We start from the raw sequence: 21,718 nt of genomic DNA, 5'->3' as shown, positions 1-21,718 counted from the left end.
GCGCCCGCACGGGCCGTGATGCGCGCTCACTGGAAGCCCTCAGGGGTGGACTGCGTGCCTCCCGGTTGCCCCGCGCCGCCTGGTTGTGTCCCACCCTGCTGGGTGCCACCGCCCTGCTGGGTGCCACCGCCTGGTTGTGTCCCACCCTGCTGGGTGCCGCCGCCCTGCTGCGACCCTCCCGGCTGACTGCCGTCCTGCACCGTCCCGCCCGGCTGCGTGCCATCGGTCTGGGTCCCGCCCGGCTGCGTTCCGCCGGGCTGGCCGACGCCGGTAGCGGCGGGCGAGGCGCCCGGGTTCGGCTGGCCCGCCGGGGCGGATCCGGTCAGCAGCGCCATGATCGCGTCGGCCTGGGCCTTGTCGAAGCCCGCGACGCCGAGGCTGTCCTGGGTGATCTCCTGGGCCACCCGCGGGGCGGCCACCACCTTCTCCCCCACCACCATCGCGAGCTGCTGTTTGACCGTCTCGCGGGTGAGCGCGGCGATCTGCTCCTGGCTGGAGGGGGACAGCACGAGCCTGATCGAGTAGGTGCCGTCGTTCTCCGGCACCTCCTCGATCTTCTGCACCGTCGTGACCGTGACCCCCGGGTCGAGCTGGTAGCAGGAGGTGCCCTTGTCGTCCGGGATCGCGTCCGTTCCGCTGCAGGGCGCCGGCCCCACTCCGGTGACCGGGGCGAAGTGCACGGGCGTCAGCAGGGTGCGTACGGGCGTCTGCTTGAGCGGCGGGGCGTCCGGGTTGCGGGTCATCACCACGGCGACGGCGCCGAGGACGCCGGACATGACGACCACCAGCACGAGGGCCACGACGAGGGCGATCGTCGTCCCCCTGGCCGCCCTCGGCTCCGTGGGGCCGGCGGGGGCGGGCGGCGCGTCACCCGGCCCTGCGGCCCCACCTGGGGGCGCGCCATCGGGCGCGACGGGCTCCACCGGCTCACCGGGCAGGGCGGGAGCGTCGGCGACACCGGGCACGCCACCGAGTTCGCCGGGTGCCCCAAGCGGATCACCAGGCCCACCGGGCACGCCGAGGAGGTCACCCGGTCCACCAGGTTCACCCGGCATCCCGAGGGGATCATCCGGTCCGCCGAATCCGCCCGGCATGCCGAGGGGATCTCCACGTCCGGCAGGCTCACCCGGCACACCGACCGGGCCACTGAGCGTGTCACCGAGCGGATCTCCTAGCGGATCTCCCAGCCCGCCCGGCGGCTCACCGCGCACACCGAGCGGGTCGTCGAACCCGCCGAGCCCGCCACGCTCACCCCGTGCGCCACCCGGGCCACCGAGTGGATCGGCCAGTGGATCGGCGAGCCCTCCGCGCGCACCGGACACGCCGGGCACTTCGGGCACGCCGGTTGGCCCGCCCAACGGGTCACCGTGTCCGCCGGGGTCACCGGGATCACCGGGCCCGCTCATGGGCCCGCCGTACGTGTCACCCGCACCGCCGGCAGCGGCGGGCAGGACAGCCGTCTCTCCCGTGGCGCCGGACGCGCCGGACATGTCGCCGAACCAGCCGCCCCACCCGCCGGACGCATCGGCGGGCACGCCGCCGCGGTCCTCGGAGCCGACCGGCTTCGGCATGGGCGCCGTCTCGGCTCCCGATGTCAGGCCGCCGGGCCGCGGGCCGGGCTCCTCGTCTCCCGGCACGGGCGCGTTGTGCATTCCCACCTCGATCCCTTACACCGCTCGCAGAGCCTACCGAGGTCTGCCAACCGCGGGTAACCGGCCGACCATGGAACGCTCAACACGCTCTTCTCTTGACAATTTGTCATGAATATCCGCCAAATGGTTGCCCGTTGCCCGATGTCCACACAGGCGTTGGGAGCCGACAGTGAAAACATGAAGGTGGGAGTTCCCCGAGAGATCAAGACGCACGAGTACCGGGTCGCGCTCACACCCGCGGGGGTCAACGAGTTCGTACGCAAAGGTCATCGGGTCCTCGTCGAGAAGGACGCGGGACTGGGGTCCGCGATCCCGGACGAGGACTTCGCCGCGGCGGGGGCCGTCATCCTCGGCACGGCGGACGAGGTGTGGGCCGAGGGCGACCTGATCCTGAAGGTCAAGGAACCGGTGCCGGACGAGTACCACCGGATGCGCAAGGGCCAGGTGCTGTTCACCTATCTCCACCTCGCCGCCTCGGAGTCCTGCACCCGGGCCATGCTGGAGTCGGGCGTGACCGGCATCGCGTACGAGACCGTGCAGAAACCCGACCGTACGCTGCCGCTGCTCGCGCCCATGTCCGAGGTCGCCGGACGGCTGGCGCCGCAGGTGGGCGCCTACCATCTCATGCGCCAGGGCGGCGGGCGCGGAGTGCTGATGAGCGGCGTCCCCGGCACCTACCCGGCCAAGGTGGCGGTGATCGGCGCGGGGGTGTCGGGCATGAACGCCGCCGCGGTCGCCGTGGGCCTGCGGGCCCAGGTGCTGCTGCTCGACCGCGACGTCGACCGGTTACGCCACGCCGACCTCGTGTTCCGGGGAGGCTGCCAGACGGTGGCGTCCAACGCGTACGAGGTCGAGCGGGCGGTGGTGGACGCGGACCTGGTGATCGGCGCGGTGCTCGTGCCGGGCGCCAAGGCGCCGACCCTGGTGAGCAACGACCTCGTCTCACGGATGAAGCCGGGGTCGGTGCTGGTGGACATCTCCATCGACCAGGGCGGCTGTTTCGAGGACTCGCGGCCGACCACCCACGCCGACCCGGTCTACCGGGTGCACGGCTCGGTGTTCTACTGCGTGGCCAACATGCCGGGGGCGGTGCCGCACACCTCGACGTACGCGCTGACCAACGTCACGCTGCCGTACGCGCTGGCGATCGCCGACCTGGGCTGGCGCGAGGCGCTGACCGCCGACCCCGCGCTCGCCCTCGGCCTGAGCACCCACCAGGGCCACCTCACGAGCCGCCCGGTGGCCGAGGCCCACGGGCTGGAGGCCATGCCCGTGGACCGCGTGCTGGTTCCCTGAACCCGGCCAGGGGACGTCCGGATCAGGAGGACGGGGCCGCGCTCGGCATCGGCTCCTGCGTGGTCTCCGCCTGCGGCGGCGGGAGCGGCTTCTCGTCGGTGGTGCCGATGCCGCCCGAGCAGGAGGCGCCGTACTCGGGGGTGTTCGTCGGGTTCTGCTTGTACTTCTTGACGAACTCCGGCAGGCGGGGGTCGTCCGCGGAGTCCAGCGCGATCTGGTGGTTCCAGGCGCTGGCAACGATCTTGGACGGCAGGTTCGGGTAGGGGCTCAGCAGCATGTAGTCGGCGGAGGCGATGCTCTTCAGCTTGTCCACCTCGGCCTTGGGCAGGTCGGGCCGGTAGGTGATCCACACCGCGCCGTGCTCCAGCGAGTGGACGCCGTGCTCGTTGTGGATGGGCTTGTCGTAGATGCCGCAGTTCTGCCAGTAGAAGTTGTGCTGGCCACCGACGGGCGGGGTCTCCTTGTAGGACACCTTCGTCCAGGAGTGGTCGGAGCCCTTGTAGGTGAAGGTCTTGACGGCGCTGAGCGACTTGGCCGAGCGGTCGTTGACCACGTAGACGGCGACGAGGGCGACCAGGACGACGATCACGAGGCCGCCTATCCCCCACATGAGAAGCGCGGCGCGCCGCTCCTTGCGCTTCTGCTCGGCGCGCATGCGGGCGAGGTGCTCACGCCTCGCCTGCGACTTCTCCTTGGTCATCGCTCCTCCAACCGCTGATCACTGACACCCCCGCTGCGTATGGAGAATAGTGGCTAAAGGTATTGCTTCGGGCAGAGCGACGGCCGTGGCGAGTAGCCTGTGGGCGATGAGCACTGACATCGACGCCGCAGGGGACAACGCGGTCGAGACCGCTCCCCCGGCCCGGCGCCGCCTCCCCGTCCTCGGGCTGGTCGTCGTCCTCCTCGCGGCGGCGGCGCTCGTACTGTTCTTCACCAGGCAGGCGACGCCCGGGGACACCTCCCCCGAGGCCGGCTTCGCCAGGGACATGGGGGTCCACCACGCGCAGGCGGTGGAGATGTCCTTCATCCTCAGGGACAAGACCTCCGACCAGGCGCTGCGCAGTCTGGCGTACGACATCATCACGACGCAGAGCACCCAGCGTGGAATTTTCATGGGCTGGCTGCAGCAGTGGGGCCTCGACCAGAGCTCAAGCCGCCCGGCGATGGCCTGGATGTCCGGGCACGGGCACGGAGGGGCGGCCGCGACCGCCCCGACGCCCGGCACGATGCCCGGCATGGCCACGGAGGAGGAGATGAACCGGCTCCGCCAGGCCACCGGCAGGGACGCCGAGATCCTCTTCCTCCAGCTCATGATCCGCCATCACCAGGGCGGCGTGGAGATGGCCGAGGGCCTGCTCAGGCTGTCGGACCGCGACGAGGTGCGCGCCCTGGCCCAGCACATCGTGGACGGCCAGAACGCAGAGATCCGCACGATGAAGGAACTGCTGGCCACACGGGGAGCACAGGCGCTCCCCGCACCGTGACCCTCCCCGGCCGGTCCGCCGTCGGCTGCGGGTGACGGCGGCCGGGCCTTCAGCCCCGTGCGGCGTGGATCGCGGTGAAGGCCAGCAGGGAGCCGGCGGTCCGCACCGGGTCCTCGAGTATGGGCGAGTGCCCGAGACCGGGCAGCAACTCGACCTTCGCGCCCGGAACCGTCCGGTAGTCGGCGGCGGATGAGGATCGCCATCTGCGGTCGTCCTCGCCGAAGATCACCAACAGCGGCTTGCCGATGGCCGTCAGTCGCTCAGGGAGCGCCTGTTGCTCCAGGTAGGCGCGGGTGGCCCCCATCGTCGTGGTGAGCGTGTGGTAGGTCATCATGCGCACCTCGTCGAGAAGCTCCTGCGGGATCTGATAGCCCGCTCGGCTGAAACCGGTGCTCGCGAACTGGCGGATCTGCTCGTCGGTCGGCGGCCACTGCGACGGTGCGATCGCGGCGGACTCGGTTGCGATGAAGGCGGCCATGCCCGGTCCGGTGTTGATGAGCGCGAGCGCGATCACCAGGTCGGGCCGTTGCTCGGCGAGAGCGGTGGCGACCGCGCCGCCGCTGGAATGACCGACCACGATCGCGCGCTCGACGCCGAGCCGGTCCAGTGCCACGCCGACCCGGCGTCCCTGGTCCGGGGTCGCGTAGCTCGGGCCGGCCGGTTTGGCCGACCGCCCGTGCCCGAGCAGGTCGATCCGGATGACGCGATGCGATCCGGTCAGCAGCGGAACCAGACAGTCCCACGAGCGGGTCGAGGAGGCGGACCCGTGGATCAGCAGGAGTGCCGGGGCGTCGCGGGGGCCGTCCTGGCACACGTGGATGTCGCCGTCGTCCAGGGACAGCGTCGAACTCTCTGTGGCCTCGGCTTCCGCATGCCGATTGCCGTCGGAAACAGTCATGCGCCCACTGTCGCCGCCGGTGCGCGCCGGCGTCTTGGACGAATGTTCCCTTCGGTTGTCCCCCTCGGTGCTCGCATAGCCTGGCGGCTGTGTCGACATTCGTGCACGGTGAGGCGGTGTGGGACGTCGCCTCCCCGCGGCGGCCCGTCCGGGTGGCCGGGGTCACCATGGCCGGGTTCCGCGTCGGTGACCTGGACGCGCTCCGGATGGTCCCGCACCCGGCCGTGACGCTGCTGCTGGAATTCGGCGCAGGTTCGCCCGTCGTGGACTACGCCGACGGGCGGCAGGAGCGCGGAAGTCTCGTCGCGGGGCCCGGACTCGGATCCGGAGGCGCGGCCTGGGCACGGGGGGAGAACGTCGAGTGCGTGCAGGTGCGCCTGTCCCCGGTCGTCGCACGCGCAATTCTGGGCGTCTCCCCCGCCGACCTCGACGGCGCCGTGGTGGCCCTCGACGACCTGTGGGGCCGGGAGGCGTCACAGATCCGTGAACGGCTGGCAGACGTCTCCTCCTGGGAGGATCGCTTCGCGTTGACCGGCGCGCTGCTCGCCCACCGGCATGAGGCGGGGCCGCCGGTGGACCCGGAGGTGGCCTGGGCCTGGCGCCGGATCGTCGGAGGCCGCGGCCTGGTCCGGGTCGATCGGCTGGCTGCCGAGCTCGGATGGAGCCGTAAGCGCCTGTGGTCCCGATTCCACTCGCAGATCGGCCTGCCGCCCAAGCGCGCTGCGAAGCTGGTCCGCTTCGATCACGCCGCCCACCGCCTGGTCGCGGGCGGCAGCGCGGCCCGAGTCGCGGTGGAGGCCGGCTACGCCGACCAGTCCCATCTGCATCGAGACGTCATGGAGTTCATCGGAGTGACCCCGGCGAACGTGGCGGGCGAGCCGTTTCTGGCGGTCGACGACATCGCATGGCCCAGCCGGGAGGCTCCCGCCGAGCCGGACCCCTCATCGGCCGGCAGTCCGGGTCCCTGATCCCGAGGAGACGCGGCCGGGGACGACGTCCTCGGCCGGGGCGCCACAGGGTGCGGCCGCCGTCGATCACCGTGAGCTGTCGGGACCGACGATGGGACGACGGCCGCGGGTCACGGCTAGGCGCGCAGCTCCTCGGCAAGCGCCGCGGCGAACGCGTCCACGTCGGCCTCGGTGGTGTCGAAGGCGCACATCCACCGCACCTCGACCATGCCTCCGCCGATCTGCTCGTTCCAGTTGTAGAACCGGAACCGCTTGCGCAGCCGGTCGGCCACGTCGGCCGGCAGGATCGCGAAGACCGCGTTGGCCTCGACAGGGCGCGGCACGCTCACCCCGGGCAGGTCACGTACGGCGTCCGCGAGCCGCCGGGCCATCGCGTTGGCCTGACGGGCGTTGCGCAGCCACAGGTCGCCCCCGAGCAGGGCCTCGAACTGCACCGACACGAAGCGCATCTTCGAGGCGAGCTGCATGCTCGTCTTGCGCAGGTACGGCAGGCCGCGCGACGCCTCCGGGTTCAGCACGACGACGGTCTCGCCCAGCAGCAGACCGATCTTGGTGCCGCCGAAGGACAGCACGTCGACCCCCGCGTCCGTGGTCAGGGCGCGCAGCGGCACGTCCAGGGCGGCGGCGGCGTTGGTGATCCGCGACCCGTCGAGGTGGACGAACATCCCCAGCTCGTGGGCGTGGTCGCAGATCGCCTTGATCTCGGCCGGGGTGTAGAGCGTGCCCAGCTCGGTCGCGTTGGAGATCGACACGACCCGGGGCTGCGCCCGGTGCACGTCACCGAACCCCCACGCCTGCCGATCGATCAGGCCGGGCGTGAGCTTGCCGTCCGGGGTCGGCACGGTCAGCAGCTTCAGCCCGCCGGTGACCTCGGGCGCGCCGCCCTCGTCGGTGTTGATGTGCGCGGTCTCGGGGCAGACCACGGCCTCCCAGTGAGCGCACATCGAGCGCAGCGACACGACGTTGGCCGCCGTGCCGTTGAACACCGGGAACACCTCGGCCTGCTCGCCGAAGTGCCTGCGGAAGACGCCCCGGACCGCCTCGGTGTAGACGTCGTCGCCGTAGGAGATCTGGTGTCCCCCGTTGGCGAGGGCGATCGCCTCCAGGACCTCGGGGTGCACCCCCGCGTAGTTGTCGCTGGCGAACGTCCGGCTCGCCGGGTCGTGCCGGCGTACGGCATCGGTTGTCACGAGATGTCTCCCCATCGCGGTTTCGGGCCCGCGGCCGGCCCGTCCAGGCCGGGCCGCGGGTCCGGATCAGCAGCGTAGATCAGGGCGTGAGGTCGATCCTGCGGCCGTTGACCGCGGCCGGCTCCTCGTCCCACAGGCCCGCGACCGCCGCGGCCAGATCCTTCACATCAGTGAAGGTCCGATACGGCTTGTCCGGGTTCGCGGCCCTCATCTCATCGTGCACCAACGCGTTGACCACCAGGACCACCGCGGCGGCTGAGGTGTCCTTCAGCGCGTCGGCCAGCGACAGCGTCCACGCCTCGGCCGCGGCCTTCGCGGCGGCGTACGCCGCGCCGCCCTGCGTCGGCTTCTGGGCGGCCCGGGCCGACACGATCGCGAAACGGCCGTTCCCGCTCGCCCGCAGCAGCGGCTCGAACTCCAGCGACACGTTCTGCAGGGTCCTGATCAGCAGGTCGTGCAGCAGGTCCCAGTCGTCGAGCGAGGTGTCGGCGAAGGTCTTCGACCCGCGCCAGCCGCCGACCAGATGGACGACGCCGTCCACCCGGCCGTGCTCGGCCCGCACCCGCTCGGCCAGAGCGCGTACGGCGGCCCGGTCGAGCAGGTCGACGGCCAGACAGCCCTCGGCGCCGGACTTGTCCACGCCGACGACCGTGTCCCCGAGCTCGGCGAACTTCCCGGCGACGGCGCGGCCGGCCGGGCCGCCCGCCCCCATGACCACGATCACCCTGCTCATCGCGCGTTCCTCCCCGGCCCCGTTCACGCCCGGATGCCCCGGGTCGACTCCACCACGTCGGTGAGCTTACGGCGCAGGGCCTCGTAGAACATGCTCAGGGGGAACTCGTCGGGCAGCACGGCGTCGACCATGGCCTTCTGCTCGGTGGGCAGCGCCTGCACGCCCTGCTTCCACGCGGATGCCGGGTCGGGCTCGACGTACGTCGCGACCAGCTCGTGCGCGGCGAGCCAGTGCGCGCGCTTGGACCGGTCGATGCCGTCGCGGTAGAGCTTCTCCACCTCGCCGCGCAGATCGGCGACGCCGTCGGCGACCCGAGACCAGTCGATCGTGAGCCGGTTGTCGGTCCACCGCACGATGCCCTGCCGGTGCAGGTAGGCGAACAGCAGCTGGCCGCCGAGCCCGTCGTAGTTGCGCACCCGCTCGCCGGTGATGGGGAAGCGGAACAGCCGGTCGAACAGGATGGCGTACTGCACGTACCGCGCGTGCGGCACGCCCGCGGCCTCCAGCTTCACGGCCTCGCCGTACGCCGTGAGGTCGCAGCGCAGCTCCTCCAGGCTGTAGAGCCAGTACGGCATGCGCTGCTTGATCATGAACGGGTCGAACGGCAGGTCGCCGTGGCTGTGCGTGCGGTCGTGGACGAGGTCCCACAGGACGAACGTGTCCTGGGCGAGGTCCTGGGACGCCAGCAGCCGGGCGGCGTCCGGCGGCAGCTCCAGCTTCAGCGTGGCCGCGGCGGCCTCGCTGACCCGGCGGAACCGGGCCGCCTCGCGGTCGCAGAAGATGCCGCCCCAGGTGAAGCGCGGCGGGGTCTGGCGCACGACCACGGTCTCGGGGAACAGCACGGCCGAGTTGGTGTCGTAGCCGGAGGTGAAGTCGACGAACGTGATCGGCACGAACATCGGGTTGTCGTAGCCGCCCCGCTCCAGCTCGGCCAGCCACTCGGGCCACACGACCCGGATCCACACCGCCTCGACGTTGCGGTTGGGGTTGCCGTTCTGGGTGTACATCGGGAAGACGACCAGGTGCTCCAGCCCGTCGATCCGCTGGGCGTCGGGGTGGAAGACGTTCAGCGAGTCGAGGAAGTCCGGCACGCCGAGGCCGGCCGACACCCACGCCCGGAAGTCCTTCATCACCGCGTCGAGATACTCGGCGTCGTGCGGGAAGTGCGGCGCGAGCCGTCCGATGCCGTCGACGATCTCGCTGATGCACGCCACGGCCTCGTCGTGGTCGCCGGCGACCGAGCCGTCCTTGGCCTGGAGCGGGCGCAGCCGCTCCACGGCGGCCTTCAGCCGGGCGAAGTCCTCCGCCACCTCGGGGCGGGACACGCGGGCGGCGCCGGACGCCTCGGGCACGCGGGCGGCCCAGGTCACCAGGTTGCCCCACAGCTTCTCGTGGTCGTAGTCGCGGATCGAGTCGTCGCCGAACAGGTCGGAGTCGGCCAGGACGACCACCCGGCCGCGGCCGTGCCGTACGGCGGCGACGAGCGGGGCGTTCGCGGGGTCGGCGGACCCGGAGGTCGCGAACAGGACGCTCTCCCCGGCCGGCACGCCGAGCGTCCCGGCGCGGTAGAAGCAGGCCCGGCGCACCTCTGCCAGCAAATCCTGGGCCACGCCGCCCCGCTCGGTCACGGCCTGCGCGGAGGGGACGCCGAGGATCCAGGTGGCAACGGTGTTGTGGCAGTTGGCGGGGTCCTGCACGGTCGCGTGCTCGACCGTCACCCCGAACCGGGCGAGCAGCTCGCCCAGGTTGCTGCCGTACTTCTCCTGCTCGTGCTCGGCCAGCACGATGAGCCCGCCGCCGCCCGCGACGTACGCCTCGAGCGCGTCGATCTCCTCGGCGGAGAAGACGGGGCTGCCGACCCCGGTGGTGCGCTCCCAGCGCTCGGCCGAGGGGTGCGCGACCACGAAGACGTCACACCCGTCCAGCACGTCCCGCGTGATCGGGCCCTCGGTGTGCGCGCGCACCGTGTGGCCGAGCCGCCGCAGCGCCCCGGCGGCCTCGGCATAGCTGTTGTCGTCGGGGTGGGCGGGATTCATGGCCTCGGCGACCTCTCGCCGGATCGTCCATGCCTCGCTGTGCGCCTCGTCGAATATGACCGCCGGGAAAGCCTTCATGAAAAATCTCCCGTAGTGTGAGCCGTCTTCCGGAAAATATACACATAGCTAGCCTTGCGGCGATAAGTCGCTCTAGCGGATGAGGAGGCATCACCCGAGCGGCGGACGAGTCCCCGGGGGTCGCTCACCTACCGTCACCGGCCGTAGGGAGACAGACCCGAAGGGGAAGATCGATGTTCAAACTGTCCGACTCGGTGGCCTTCCGGCGCACCGTCACCGGCGTCCTGCTTTTCGTCGCGCCGCTGCTGCAGTTCGTCGCGCTCCTCGTCGACCCCGGCACCTGGGGCGACGACCGCGAGATGGTCAGCTACGGCGACAACCCGGCCCTGGCCCAGCTGGAGTCGTTGCTCTACCACTGGAGCTGGGTGCTCGTCCCGATCGCGGCCTTCGGCCTGCTGCACCTGGTACGCAAGAGGTCCGTCGTCTTCGGGCACATCGCCGGGGGCATGACGATCATCGGCTACATCAGCGTCTCGGCGCTGCTCCTCATGGACCCCGTGGAGTGGTGGTTCGGGCAGCACTACCCGGTCGAGCAGGGCCAGAAGATGTTCGACGAGGTGTTCAACCTGCCCGGCGTCATCTTCGGGTTCACGCTGCCGTGGATCTACCTCGGCATGCTCGGCCTGCCGCTGCTCCTGCTGGCCGTCTCGCGCACCGGCTTCGTCCACTGGTGGGTGCCGGCCGTCGTCGCGGTGGGCTACCTGGGCTCGATCCCGGTGCCGTACAGCCCGCTGACGATCCCGTTCTGGGGCGCCCCCGTCGTCGCCCTGGGCTACCTCGGGCTCAAGGTGCTGCGCATGACGAACGCCGAATGGGCGTCGTACTACCCGAGCGCCGACCCCGGCGTCACCACGCCCGACTCGTACGCGAACACGACCGCCTGAGCGCGGTCGCGCAGGTTCAGCTTCATGAGCACGCGGGCGACGTGGGTCTTGACCGTGGCCTCGCCGACGAAGAGCTCCTTGGCGATCTCGGCGTTGGTGAGGCCCCGGGCGAGCATCCGCAGCACCTCCAGCTCGCGCGGGGTGAGCTCGGCGAGCTGGGGCGGCCGGACCGGCTCGTGCCGGCCCGCGAAGGAGGCGATCACCCTCGTGGTGACGGCGGGGTCGAGCAGGCCGTCACCCGCGGCGACGACCCTGATGGCCTCCACGAGCTGCTCGGGCGGCGACACCTTCAGCAGGAAGCCGCTGGTGCCCGCGCGCAGCGCGGCGTACAGGTTCTCGTCCGTGTCGAACGTCGTCAGCATGATGACCTTGGGCGGCCGGGGCGCGTCGAGCAGCTGCCTGGCCGCGGTGAGCCCGTCCATGCGCGGCATCGAGATGTCCATGAGCACGACGTCGGGCTGCACCCGGCGGGCCAGGGCGACCGCCTCGGCGCCATCGGCGGCCTCACCCACGATCTCCATCCCCGGCTCGCTCTCGACCACCATGCGCAGGCCGGCCCGGATCATCGCCTGGTCGTCGGCGAGGACGATGCGGATGGTCAATTCGTGGCCTCGCTCATCGGCACTCCCTGGGAGATCGGCAGCGTCGCGCGGACGCGGTAGCCGCCCTGCGGCAGCGGCCCGGCGTCGAGGGAGCCGCCGAACAGCTCGGCCCGCTCGCGCATGCCGATGAGCCCGTTGCCGGTGGACAGCGCCGGTCCGGCGCCCCCGCCATTATCCGTGATCTCGACCTCCAGCCGGTCGGGGAGGTAGGCGATCCGGATGCGCGCGTCGGCGTCCCCGGCGTACTTGACCGCGTTGGTGAGGGCCTCCTGCACGATCCGGTAGGCCGACAGGTCGAGACCGGGCGCGAGCCGTACGGGCTCGCCCTCCGTCTCCAGCCTCACGCGAAGCCCCGAGGATCCCACCGTCGAGATGAGGTTGGGCACCATGTCGAGCCCCGGCTGGGGCAGCGCCTCGTCCTGCGGCATCCGCAGCGCGCCGAGCATGATCCGCAGCTCCTCGACCGCCTCCCGGCCCGCCTGCTCGATGCCGCTGAGCATCTCGGCCTCCGAGGACGGGCCGTCCTGCTGCCCCGCGCTCATCCGGCGGCGCAGCACACCGGCCTGCATGACCATCATGCTGACGCTGTGCGCCACCACGTCGTGCAGTTCCCTGGCGATCCGGTTGCGCTCGGCGGCGACGGCCTCGGCGGCCCGGCGTTCCCGCTCCACCTCCAGCCGCGCCGCCCGCTCGCTCATCCGGTGCGCGCGCAGGAGGTAGCCGCGCAGGGCCAGTCCCGTGGCGTACGCCGAGCCGAACATGACGGTGAGGTAGATGACCTCGTCGAACGGCAGGAACCGGTGATCGACGGCACCCGAATCGAAGATCAGGATGCCCGCGAGCGCCCAGGCTCCGCCGTGCCTGACCGGCAGACGGGCGCCGATCGTGTGGAAGACGATGAGCAGCGCGGCGAGCTGCCAGACGGGGCAGCCCGGGTGGCCCTGCCGGTGCCAGACGTACTGGGCGAGGATCATGAGGATGAACACCGCCACGGGAGCCCTGCGGCGATACCAGACCAGGACGCCGGTGACCAGCGCCTGCCCGACCCACCACAGCTCGGGCCGCGGCTCGCCGTACGCCGGAGCCACGGTGAACGCCTCAAGGGTGCCCAGCGCCATGATCGCGAGGCCGATCAGGAGGTCGACGCGGGGGACGGAGCGGAGGGGGGACAAGCGCATGCGCGCAGAGTAATCCCTGCCCGGCATAACGCGCATCAGGCAACAGACGCCCCGCAATCGGCCTGCAAGTCAACGTCAAGCGACGGCACGATCATCGCCCTGTATCAAGTGGGTGTCGGTCACGATACTCACCTTGTCGAGCACTGTCCGCGCTGAGACGCTTGAAGCGATCCGAACAGGCCTAGGAGAAGCAGATGCCCCGCCTGTACTCCCTTGTCGCGGGGCTGGGCGCGCTCGCCGCACTCGCGGTGCCCATGCACCCGCACCCCAGCGGTTCCACCGACCGGGTCACCCCCGGCGCCGTACGCGTGGAGTCCTCCTCGCATGTCCGCATCACGCTGCTCGACGACCGCGGCGTGATCAAGCAGCTCGCCCGGGACTACGACGTCGACCTGGCGAAGGGCAGCGGCTTCACGGTCACGCCCGACGGCGTGGTCGTCACCGCGACCCAGGTCGTGCAGGCCGCGGACGACCCCCGGGTGTACGCCGCCAACCGGGTGTTCGCCGAATACTTCAAGGTGAAGATCCCGGCCGACTTCAAGCGGCACTCACTGGACGACGCCGACCTCGACCGGCGGCTCCAGGCGTGCTACCCGCCGCAGCAGACCGACTCGACCTGCATCGCCGACGTCACGACGAACGTCAGTGTCTACCCCAACCTCGACCCGCCGCCGGCCGGGGGCCTGCCCGCGCAGATCCTCACCACTGGGGCGTCCCCCGCGGCCCCGGCCGTATTGAAGGTCACCAAGGGCGGCGAGAAGCAGTCGCTGCCCACGGCCCCGCTGGGCACGGCGATCGGCGGCGCGGTCGAGTCGCTCGACGTGATGACGCTCACCGGCAGGCCGTCGGCGAAGCTGCCGCCCAAGCTCGACACCGCGCACCTCGACCCGCCGGGCAGCCGGACCTTCAAGGAGCGCGACAAGGTCGCCAAGCTGCTGGACGACGGCGCGGCCGGCGCGGCCCTCATCGACGACGGCAAGAGCGAGGTGGTCGGGTTCGTCTCCGGGGGCGGCGGCGAGCCGGTGACCATCACCCCCGCCGACGACATCCGCAGCGCGCTGGTCGCCGCCGGGGTCACCCCCCGCCGCGGCCCGGTCGACGTCGTGTACGAGAACGCGCTCGCCTCCTACCACAACAAGCTCTACAGCGGGGCGATACCGGCGCTGCAGCAGGTGCTCAACCTGCGGCCCGACCACGCGGTCGCGGCCGACCATCTGCGGGTCGCCCAGTCCAAGGCGGGCACGGCGGAGGACGCCGGCGCCAGACCGGCGGCGCGCCCGGCCGCTCCCAAGCAGCCGAAGTCGTCGGTGCCGCCGTACGTGTGGGCGGCCGGCGGCGTCGTGGTCCTCGCCCTGCTGGCCGTGGGGGTCGTGCTGCTGCGCCGCAGGAGCGCCGCCCGGCCCGACACCGGCGGCCAGCCGGACCCGGGGATCGACGGGCACGGTTACGCCGCGCAGGGGGACTTCGCGGGCGAGGCCGGGTCCTACCCGCCCGGGGAGAACTCCTGGCCGCCGTACGCCGTGACGAGGGTGTTCGGGGCCGAGGCCGCCCGCTCTCCCGAGGTCATGGGACCGGCACCGGCGACTCCTGTGCCCGCGGATCCGTCCCCGCCCGGCGGGCAGGCGTACCCCGCGGACCTGTCGCCGCCGCACGGGCACGCGCTTCCGGCCGACCCCTCGCCGCCGCGTGGGCACTCGTACCCGCCGAACCCGTCGCCGCCGCGCGGACAGGCACAGCTGAAGTTCTGCACGCAGTGCGGCATGCGGCTGGGCCAGGGACACCGCTTCTGCGGCTTCTGCGGGAACCCGGCCGATTCGTGATCAACAGAACGTTCAAGGGGGAGACCGCATGACCGAGGGGCCCGTGATGCCGCCGCTTGTCGGGCGGCGGCTCGGCGACTACACGGTCGAGGCGGTCGTCGGGCGGGGCGGCATGGCGACGGTTTACCGGGCCCGCGACCAGCGGCTCGGGCGGGCCGTCGCGCTGAAGGTGCTCGCGCCCCAGCTCGCGCACGACGACCGCTTCCGCGACCGGTTCGTGCGCGAGTCCCGGATGGTGGCGAGCATCGACCACCCCAACATCATCCCGGTGTACGAGGCCGGCGAGCGCGACGACCTGCTGTTCATCGCCATGCGCTACGTCGAGGGCAACGACATGCGCAAGCTCGTGCAGTCGGAGGGCGCGCTGCCGGTCGGGCGGGCCAACCCGCTGTTCGCGCAGATCGCCTCCGCGCTGGACGCCGCGCACGCCCACGGCCTGGTGCACCGCGACGTGAAACCGGCCAACATCCTGGTCACGCGGTCCGACCACGTCTACCTGACCGACTTCGGGCTGACCAAGAGCTCGGCGGCCGAGGCCGGGCTGACCAGCCACGGTCACTTCATGGGCACCCCGCGCTACGTCGCCCCCGAGCAGATCCGGGGCCTGCCGGTCGACGGCCGGAGCGACCTGTACGCGTTCGCCTGCGTCGTGTACGAGGCGCTCGCCGGGCAGCCGCCGTTCCAGCGGGACACCGAACTCGCGCTGCTCTACGCCCACGTGTCCCACGACCCGCCGCCGCTCACGCCGTACCGGCCGGATCTGCCGCACGCGGTGAACGCCGTGATCACGCGGGCGCTGGCCAAGTCGCCGGGCGAGCGGTTCGAGACGTGCCAGGCGTTCGTGTCCGCGCTGCGCGACGCGATCAGCGGCGGCGCGGGCGACCCGGCGCCGGTCTCCCCGTCCTATCCCCCGGTCTCCCCGTCGTATCCCCCGGATCCCCCGATCTCCGCGGGATCCCCGGGGTCCGCCGGGGCCCGTCCGCAGGGGTCCTACCCGCCGGTCACGCCCTCCTCGTTCCCTCCCGGCACCAGGCCGCCCGTCTCTCATCCCTCCGGCTCGGTGCCCGCGGGGTCCCGCCCGCCCGTGAGCCACCCGTCCTCGGGGCCAGTGCAGGGTGCGGCGCAGGGTGCGGTGCAGGGGCACGGGTCGTACCCTCCCGCGTCGCCCCACTCGCAGGCGACGGTCGCGTCGGCGGCCTCGCGGGACCACCGGCGGGGGCTGCCGCTCGGGCCGCTGATCGGCGGCCTGGCGGTCCTGGTGTCCATCGCCGTCGCCGCCGCGCTGCTGCTCACCAAGGGAGGGGACACCGCCGCGACGTGGAAAACCTACCCGGGCAGCACAGCGGCGCCGTTCACCATGTCCTACCCCTCGGCCTGGGGCGAGGCCAAGACCAACGCCGACCAGTGGATGATCGCCTCCCCGGCCGTGGACGAGTTCAACGCGCTGTTCGCGGTGCCGGGCAACACCGACTGGTCGAAGGTGAACCCCATCATCACGGGCCATCCTGACCGGGCCACGGGCGTGTTCGCCCAGGTGAGCAACACCCTGAGCACGTCCGACTCGCCCATGGAGCTGCAGGAGAGCCTGGGCCCCGCGCTCCCGGGCGCGACCACCTACTACGGCGTGCCGACACCGACGACGGTCGGAGCCAGGCCGGCGTTCCGGATCGAGGGCGTGCTCAGCGACCCCCAGCAGGCCGGTCGGCTCGACTTCTTCGCCTACGTCGTCCGTCAGGGCGACGCCGGCACGACCGTCCTCGTCACGTTCTTCTGCCCGACCGGCCGGTGCGACCGATCGAACATCGACCACATGGTGAACAGCATCACGTTCACGTCCTAGCCCGCCAGGTTCGCCAGTCCCGCGCGCCGTCGAGGACGGCCCGGTGGACCGCGCGGGCGATCCGCGCGCCCCAGACGGAGCGCGGGCCGCCGAACGCCTCCGCCGGGCCGTCCTCCCGTACGGCGACGCAGACGGCGTCCGACGCGGTCCCGGTGCAGGGGAATCCCGCCTCCAGCAGCGCCTGCGTCTTCGCCTCGGTGACCGTCATGACGGCGTTGACCAGCGCCGGATCGGAGAACGCGACCGGCACGGCCACCAGGATGTTGATCGTCCCCGGGCGCGGCGCCCGCTCGCCGGCATCGCACACCCTGACGTCGCCCGCGCCGACGGCCTCCCGCGCCGTCCCGGAAGCGGCCGGGCCGGCGGCCTCCCGCCCAGCCTCCCGCGCGAGCTCCTGCCCGGTCTCCGGAGCGGCCGGCAGGCCGGGGTCGGGCACGCCCTCGGGCGCGGCCGCCCAGGTCGGCACGCCCAGGCCGACCGTGGCGACGGCCTCCGCTCCCCCGTCGACCGCCGCGGCGTACCGCTCCACCAGCGCCGCCGTCATCATGCCGACCCCGGCACCGCCGGGACCGAGCGCGTCCATGTGCTCGACCGGGTCCATGCGCGAGTACCCGGCGGCCACCTGCGCGTTCAACACCCACTCGCGGCGGCCGATGCCGCCGCCGAGCATCGCCGAGGAGATCATCCGCCAGCCTGGCCCGAACCGCCACAGCAGCGCGCCCAGCCGCAGTCCGTCCTCCACCCGGTGCGTCAGGGACGGCCGCGGGACGCCCGTCATGCCTCCTCCACCATCGAGGAGATCGACGGGCGGACCAGGTGGACGACCGGGCGCCCCTCGGGGCCTGGCTCCACCCGCACGCGGGCGCCGAAGTGCTCGGTCAGCAGCGGCTCGGCCAGCACCCGCGCGGGCGGCCCGGCCGCGACCGCGCGCCCGGCGGCGAGCAGCACGAGCGCGTCGGCGTACTGCGCGGCGAGGCTGAGGTCGTGCAGCGTCGTCACGACGGTGAGGTCGTCGGCCAGGCGCAGCCGGTCGACGAGTTCGAGCACCTGCTGCTGGTGGCCCAGGTCGAGCGCCGTGGTCGGCTCGTCCAGCAGCAGCACCGGCGCCTGCTGCACCAGCGCCCTGGCGAGCACGACCCGCTGCCGCTCGCCGCCGGACAGGTGCCCGAGCGGCCGGGACGCGAAGCCGTCCAGGTCGAGCCGTTCCAGCACCGACCGCGTCACCTCGCGGTCTCGCGCGCTCTCGCTGCCGAGATAGGGGATGTAGGGCGTACGGCCCAGCAACGCGTAGTCGTAGACCGTCATGTCGGGCGGCAGCGCCGGGCTCTGCGGGGCGTAGGCGATCAGCCTGGCCCGCCGGCGCGGGCGCAGGTCGTCCACGGCCGTCCCCTCGACGAGCACCTCGCCCTCCCTCGACACCAGCCCGGCGACGGCCCGCAGCAGCGTGGACTTGCCCGCGCCGTTCGGCCCGATGACCGCCAGCCACTGGCCGGGCGCGGCCGACAGCGTGACGTCCGTGAGCACCCGCCGCCCGCCCAGCGTGACGCCCACGCCGCGCGCCTCGACGGCCGGTACGGCGTGCCCGCTCACGTCTCCACCCGCCGGGTCACGCGCAGGACGGTGACGAAGAACGGCGCCCCGACGAACGCCGTGACCACCCCGATCGGCAGTTCGGCGGGCGCGAGCACCGTACGCGCGATCGTGTCGGCCAGCACGAGGAACGCCGCGCCGCCGAGGAACGACAGCGGCAGCACGATCCGGTAGGACCAGCCGGCGAGCCGCCGGACCACGTGCGGCACCACGATCCCGACGAACGCGATCAGCCCGCTCACCGCCACCGCCGACGCGGTGGCCAGCGAGGCGGCCAGCAGCACGACGAAGCGCACGCGTGCCGCGCGCAGGCCGAGGCTGACCGCCTCCTCGTCGCCCACCGACAGCACGTCGAGCAGCCGCCCGTGCAGCAGCATGACGACGGTCGACACCACGGCGTACGGCGCGATCATGCGGAGCTGGTCCCAGCCGCCGCCGACGTCGCCGAGGATCCAGGAGTAGATCCGCTGCAGTTCGTCCACCTTGAGCTGCTGCACGAAGGTCTGGATGGCGGTGAGGAACGAGGTGACCGCGACCCCGGCGAGCACGAGCGTCGCGGTGCCGCCGCCCCGGCCCGCCGTGTGGCCCAGCGCGTACGCGAGGAACACCCCGCCGACGGCCCCGGCGAAGGCGGCGATCGGCACCGCGGTCACCCCGGCGTCTCCGCCCAGGAAGACCACGACGAGCGTCACCGTGAGGCCGGCCCCGGCCGCCGCCCCGAGCAGGTAGGGATCGGCCAGCGGGTTGCGGAACACCCCCTGGTAGCCCGCCCCGGCCGTGGCGAGCAGCCCGCCCACGACGGCGGCGAGCAGCACCCGCGGCACCCGGAGCTGGAACAGCAGCCCCTCCTCGACCGGTGCGAGACCCGAGTGCACGGACACCAGCGGCAGCCGGTCGAGCAGTGCCAGCGCGATGGCGCGGGGCGAGATGCCCGCCGCGCCCGCCATCAGGCCAAGCGCGAGACTGGCCACCAGCACGGCGGACGCGACCAACAGCGCCCGGCCGCGCGGCCGGGCCGGCGTCATCACGCCACCACCGGCCGCACCGCGTCACCGCTCACCGCACCACCAGGGGCGTCCGCGTCACCACCGGCTCAGCTCGCCGCCTTCTGTACGGCGTCGCTGACGGCCTGGGCGAGGTCGGCGACCCGGGGCCCCCAGCGGGAGGCGACGTCGTCGTCCAGCTCCACCACGCGGTCCTTCTTCACGGCGGACAGGCCGGACCAGCCCGGCCGCTTGGCGAGCGCGGCGGCGTTCTGGCCGCAGCACTTGGTGTCGCCGAGGAAGATCAGGTCGGGGTCGGCCTTGGCGATGAACTCCGCCGACAGCTTGGGATAGCCGCCCGCCGCGTCGGGCGCCTCATCGGCGATGTTCTTCAGCCCGAAGAGGCCGTAGACCTGCCCGATGAACGTGCTCGACGTCGCCGCGTAGGGCGTGGTGTCCAGCTCGTGGTAGTACGTCAGCTCCTTGCCCTTCGGCGCCGCCGCCGCGAGGGCGTCGATCTTCTGCTTGACGCCGCTCGCCACCTCGTCGGCCTTGGCCGCGTTGCCGGTGGCCGCGCCGAGGTCCCTGATCTGGTCGTAGGTGTCGTCCAGCTTGGTGGCGGCGGGTTCGAGCAGCACCGGCACGCCGACCTTGCCGAGCCCGGCGACCACGCCCTCCAGGTCGTTGGCGAGCACCACGAGGTCGGGCTTGGCGGCGACGATCGCCTCGACGTTGGGCTTGAACCCCGACAGCGACGTCTTGGGCGCCTCGGGCGGGTAGTTCGACTGGTCGTCCACCGCCGCCACCTGCGCGCCCGCGCCGATCGCGAAAAGGATCTCGGTGGCCGTCGGGGACAGCGACACGATGTGCTCGGGCCTCTTGGCGATGGTCACCCCGCCGTTGCCCGCCTGGATCGTGGCGGGGAAGGCGCCCTGTCCGGCGCTGTCCGAGGCGGCGGGGGTGGGGGTCGCGGACGTGGCGGCGCCGTCGGTCTGGCCGCAGCCGGCCAGAGCGAGCACGCCCAGCACCACACCCGCGACGGCCGTGCGTACGGGCCTCACGAGGTCCTCCATCAGGGGGAATGCCGGGAATCGAGGGACCCGCTGGAAGCGACGGATCACCCTTTTCCACGAGGGTCGATGGCGTCGGCACACGGCGCAGGCGACCTGGCTCGTCCCCGGGGGCGGGGAACCACAGTTGCGGGACAGCGCCGGGTTCTCACCGGACTTCGCTGCGCGGTGCGCGTCGGACGCAACGGTATCAACCCCTCACGCGGCGTCCACCCCCGCCCCGTCCGTGCCGGGAATCAACTCGGGGCCTCATCCGACCGTTCGAGGTCGAGCGCGACCGCGCGGACCGCGTCCACGATGGGCAGCAGCCTCCGCCCGAACGGCGTGAGGGCGTAGACCGTCGACTGCTTGCCCCTCGACTCGACGGTCCGGCTGACGACGCCGGCGTCTTCGAGCTTGCGCAGACGGCTGGTGAGAGTGACGGCGTTGGCCCGCGGGATCGCCCGCTGCAACTCGTTGAAGCGCATCTCCGACGCCTGAAGCGTCATCAGGATCGCCAGCGTCCACAGGTCGCCGATGACCGACAGGACCTGCATGCAGCGCGCCAACCTGGGGTCGCCGACCTCTTCCATGACCCGCCCAGTCTAGCCACTGCTAAGCTTCTTTAAGTGGTAAACATTCTTTAGCAGAAGGCAGAGCCAATGCGAATCACGATCTTCGGCGCGACCGGTCGGATGGGGCGCCTGCTGGTCCGGCAGGCGCTCGACGCGGGCCACGACGTCACCGCCTACGCCCGCGACCCGGGGAGGATGCGGACGGCGCATCCCCGGCTCTCGGTCGTCACCGGCGAGCTGGACGACGACCACGCGATCGTCCAAGCGGTGCGGGACGCCGACGCGGTCGTCGAGGGCGTCGGCTCCGTCAGCGACGGCACCCGCAGGATCATCGGCGCGATGGAGCACGCGGGCGTCGACCGGTTCGTCGTGGTGTCGACCTGCAGCGTGCCCGATCCGCGCGACCTGCCCGACGCGGAGTTCGCGAGCCTGGTGGCGTTCGTGAAGACCGTCGCGCCGGGTCCGTACGCGGAGGTCCGCCGCGCCGCGGACCTGGTGCGCGCGTCCAGCCTCGGCTGGACCCTGGTGCGCGTCGCCAGGCTCGATGACGGGCCGGCCACGGGACGCGTCAAGGTCGGCCACTACGGGCACGGCGTCGTGGGCCCGTCGATCACGCGCGCCGACATGGCCGCCTTTCTCCTGGGTCAGGTCTCCGACGGGACCTACCTGCGCCAGGCCCCCGCGATCAGCAACTGATCACGCCGCCTGCCTGGGAGTACGCGGGGATGGTAGGGCTGGCCCTACCCCGGGCGGTAGGGGGCCGCCCATGATCGGAAGTAGGGACCGCGTCGCTGTGCCGGGCGGGGCCGCGGCGGGACGCTTGACGTGCTTGACGGGACCGGAACTCCGCGGCGTCAGAGCC

At 72.3% G+C, this 21,718-nt stretch carries 21 protein-coding genes; 7 read left to right on the top strand and 14 right to left on the bottom strand.

Going from position 1 to position 21,718, the window contains the following annotated elements:
• Positions 1 to 26: 26 nt before the first annotated feature.
• Complete coding sequence (locus FH610_RS28535; protein WP_139578120.1) at positions 27 to 965, bottom strand: SecDF P1 head subdomain-containing protein; 939 nt, start codon at positions 963 to 965, stop codon at positions 27 to 29.
• 206 nt (positions 966 to 1,171) lie between these two features.
• On the bottom strand, positions 1,172 to 1,393 hold the full coding sequence (locus FH610_RS28530; protein ID WP_139578119.1) for a hypothetical protein: 222 nt from the start codon (positions 1,391 to 1,393) through the stop codon (positions 1,172 to 1,174).
• A gap of 436 nt (positions 1,394 to 1,829) precedes the next feature.
• Between FH610_RS28530 and ald the strand changes: the two genes are divergently transcribed.
• The gene (ald, locus tag FH610_RS28525) at positions 1,830 to 2,948 is read left to right on the top strand and encodes an alanine dehydrogenase (protein ID WP_139578118.1); all 1,119 of its coding nucleotides are present in this window, start codon (positions 1,830 to 1,832) and stop codon (positions 2,946 to 2,948) included.
• 22 nt (positions 2,949 to 2,970) lie between these two features.
• Here ald and FH610_RS28520 read toward each other — a convergent pair whose 3' ends face one another.
• The gene (locus FH610_RS28520) at positions 2,971 to 3,648 is read right to left on the bottom strand and encodes a DUF3105 domain-containing protein (RefSeq protein WP_139578117.1); all 678 of its coding nucleotides are present in this window, start codon (positions 3,646 to 3,648) and stop codon (positions 2,971 to 2,973) included.
• 106 nt (positions 3,649 to 3,754) lie between these two features.
• Between FH610_RS28520 and FH610_RS28515 the strand changes: the two genes are divergently transcribed.
• Entirely contained in the window at positions 3,755 to 4,432 is a 678-nt protein-coding gene (locus FH610_RS28515) for a DUF305 domain-containing protein (protein WP_139578116.1), read from the top strand.
• Positions 4,433 to 4,481: 49 nt separating this feature from the next.
• Here the strand turns inward: FH610_RS28515 and FH610_RS28510 are convergent, their stop codons facing one another.
• Positions 4,482 to 5,330, bottom strand: coding sequence for an alpha/beta fold hydrolase (locus tag FH610_RS28510; RefSeq protein WP_139578115.1), 849 nt, complete (start codon positions 5,328 to 5,330; stop codon positions 4,482 to 4,484).
• 89 nt (positions 5,331 to 5,419) lie between these two features.
• On the opposite strand from FH610_RS28510, the gene FH610_RS28505 reads away from it, so the two are divergent.
• The gene (locus FH610_RS28505) at positions 5,420 to 6,298 is read left to right on the top strand and encodes an AraC family transcriptional regulator (RefSeq protein ID WP_139578114.1); all 879 of its coding nucleotides are present in this window, start codon (positions 5,420 to 5,422) and stop codon (positions 6,296 to 6,298) included.
• A 116-nt stretch (positions 6,299 to 6,414) separates the two neighbouring features.
• On the opposite strand, the gene FH610_RS28500 is transcribed toward FH610_RS28505, so the two are convergent.
• From FH610_RS28500 to FH610_RS28490, 3 genes are all read right to left on the bottom strand, one after another.
• Entirely contained in the window at positions 6,415 to 7,503 is a 1,089-nt protein-coding gene (locus FH610_RS28500; RefSeq protein ID WP_139578113.1) for a threonine aldolase family protein, read from the bottom strand.
• Positions 7,504 to 7,567: 64 nt separating this feature from the next.
• Positions 7,568 to 8,221, bottom strand: a complete 654-nt coding sequence (locus tag FH610_RS28495; RefSeq protein WP_139578112.1) for an SDR family NAD(P)-dependent oxidoreductase — start codon at positions 8,219 to 8,221, stop codon at positions 7,568 to 7,570.
• Between the two features lie 23 nt (positions 8,222 to 8,244).
• Positions 8,245 to 10,335 carry a DUF6421 family protein gene (locus FH610_RS28490; RefSeq protein WP_139578111.1) on the bottom strand — a complete coding sequence of 697 codons (2,091 nt, stop codon included), beginning with the start codon at positions 10,333 to 10,335 and terminating at the stop codon, positions 8,245 to 8,247.
• A gap of 173 nt (positions 10,336 to 10,508) precedes the next feature.
• Here FH610_RS28490 and FH610_RS28485 point away from each other — a divergent pair, with 173 nt between their 5' ends.
• Positions 10,509 to 11,219, top strand: a complete 711-nt coding sequence (locus FH610_RS28485; protein WP_139578110.1) for a hypothetical protein — start codon at positions 10,509 to 10,511, stop codon at positions 11,217 to 11,219.
• Here the strand turns inward: FH610_RS28485 and FH610_RS28480 are convergent.
• Positions 11,159 to 11,821: a response regulator gene (locus tag FH610_RS28480; protein ID WP_079314277.1), complete on the bottom strand. Its 663-nt coding sequence runs from the start codon at positions 11,819 to 11,821 to the stop codon at positions 11,159 to 11,161. The two genes, FH610_RS28485 and FH610_RS28480, sit on opposite strands and share 61 nt — an antisense overlap.
• A complete protein-coding gene (locus tag FH610_RS28475) occupies positions 11,818 to 12,999 on the bottom strand; it encodes a sensor histidine kinase (RefSeq protein ID WP_161628097.1) in 1,182 nt (393 codons plus the stop codon). The genes FH610_RS28480 and FH610_RS28475 overlap by 4 nt, the downstream gene beginning before the upstream one ends.
• A gap of 194 nt (positions 13,000 to 13,193) precedes the next feature.
• Between FH610_RS28475 and FH610_RS28470 the strand changes: the two genes are divergently transcribed.
• Both FH610_RS28470 and FH610_RS28465 read left to right on the top strand, forming a co-directional pair.
• Positions 13,194 to 14,819: a zinc ribbon domain-containing protein gene (locus tag FH610_RS28470; protein ID WP_139578108.1), complete on the top strand. Its 1,626-nt coding sequence runs from the start codon at positions 13,194 to 13,196 to the stop codon at positions 14,817 to 14,819.
• Between the two features lie 28 nt (positions 14,820 to 14,847).
• Positions 14,848 to 16,659 (top strand): serine/threonine-protein kinase, encoded by a 1,812-nt coding sequence (locus FH610_RS28465; protein WP_139578107.1) that lies wholly within the window; start codon positions 14,848 to 14,850, stop codon positions 16,657 to 16,659.
• Here FH610_RS28465 and FH610_RS28460 read toward each other — a convergent pair.
• The 5 genes from FH610_RS28460 to FH610_RS28440 form a co-directional block, all read right to left on the bottom strand.
• Complete coding sequence (locus FH610_RS28460) at positions 16,649 to 17,437, bottom strand: adenosylcobinamide amidohydrolase (protein WP_139578106.1); 789 nt, start codon at positions 17,435 to 17,437, stop codon at positions 16,649 to 16,651. The two genes, FH610_RS28465 and FH610_RS28460, sit on opposite strands and share 11 nt — an antisense overlap.
• The gene (locus tag FH610_RS28455) at positions 17,434 to 18,249 is read right to left on the bottom strand and encodes an ABC transporter ATP-binding protein (protein WP_139578105.1); all 816 of its coding nucleotides are present in this window, start codon (positions 18,247 to 18,249) and stop codon (positions 17,434 to 17,436) included. The genes FH610_RS28460 and FH610_RS28455 overlap by 4 nt, the downstream gene beginning before the upstream one ends.
• Positions 18,246 to 19,274: a FecCD family ABC transporter permease gene (locus FH610_RS28450; protein WP_139578104.1), complete on the bottom strand. Its 1,029-nt coding sequence runs from the start codon at positions 19,272 to 19,274 to the stop codon at positions 18,246 to 18,248. Before FH610_RS28450 ends, FH610_RS28455 begins: the two co-directional genes overlap by 4 nt.
• Before the next feature lie 68 nt (positions 19,275 to 19,342).
• Positions 19,343 to 20,293: an ABC transporter substrate-binding protein gene (locus FH610_RS28445; RefSeq protein WP_139578103.1), complete on the bottom strand. Its 951-nt coding sequence runs from the start codon at positions 20,291 to 20,293 to the stop codon at positions 19,343 to 19,345.
• Positions 20,294 to 20,538: 245 nt separating this feature from the next.
• The gene (locus tag FH610_RS28440; RefSeq protein WP_139578102.1) at positions 20,539 to 20,874 is read right to left on the bottom strand and encodes a winged helix-turn-helix transcriptional regulator; all 336 of its coding nucleotides are present in this window, start codon (positions 20,872 to 20,874) and stop codon (positions 20,539 to 20,541) included.
• 69 nt (positions 20,875 to 20,943) lie between these two features.
• On the opposite strand from FH610_RS28440, the gene FH610_RS28435 reads away from it, so the two are divergent.
• Positions 20,944 to 21,552, top strand: a complete 609-nt coding sequence (locus FH610_RS28435) for an NAD(P)-dependent oxidoreductase (RefSeq protein ID WP_139578101.1) — start codon at positions 20,944 to 20,946, stop codon at positions 21,550 to 21,552.
• The last annotated feature ends 166 nt before the right edge of the window (positions 21,553 to 21,718 follow it).

This window comes from Microbispora catharanthi, from assembly GCF_006334915.2.
In the GTDB taxonomy this organism is placed as follows: Bacteria; Actinomycetota; Actinomycetes; order Streptosporangiales; family Streptosporangiaceae; genus Microbispora; species Microbispora catharanthi.
The sequence above is the reverse complement of the archived record's forward strand: the minus strand, read 5'-3'. Positions and strand labels throughout refer to the sequence as shown.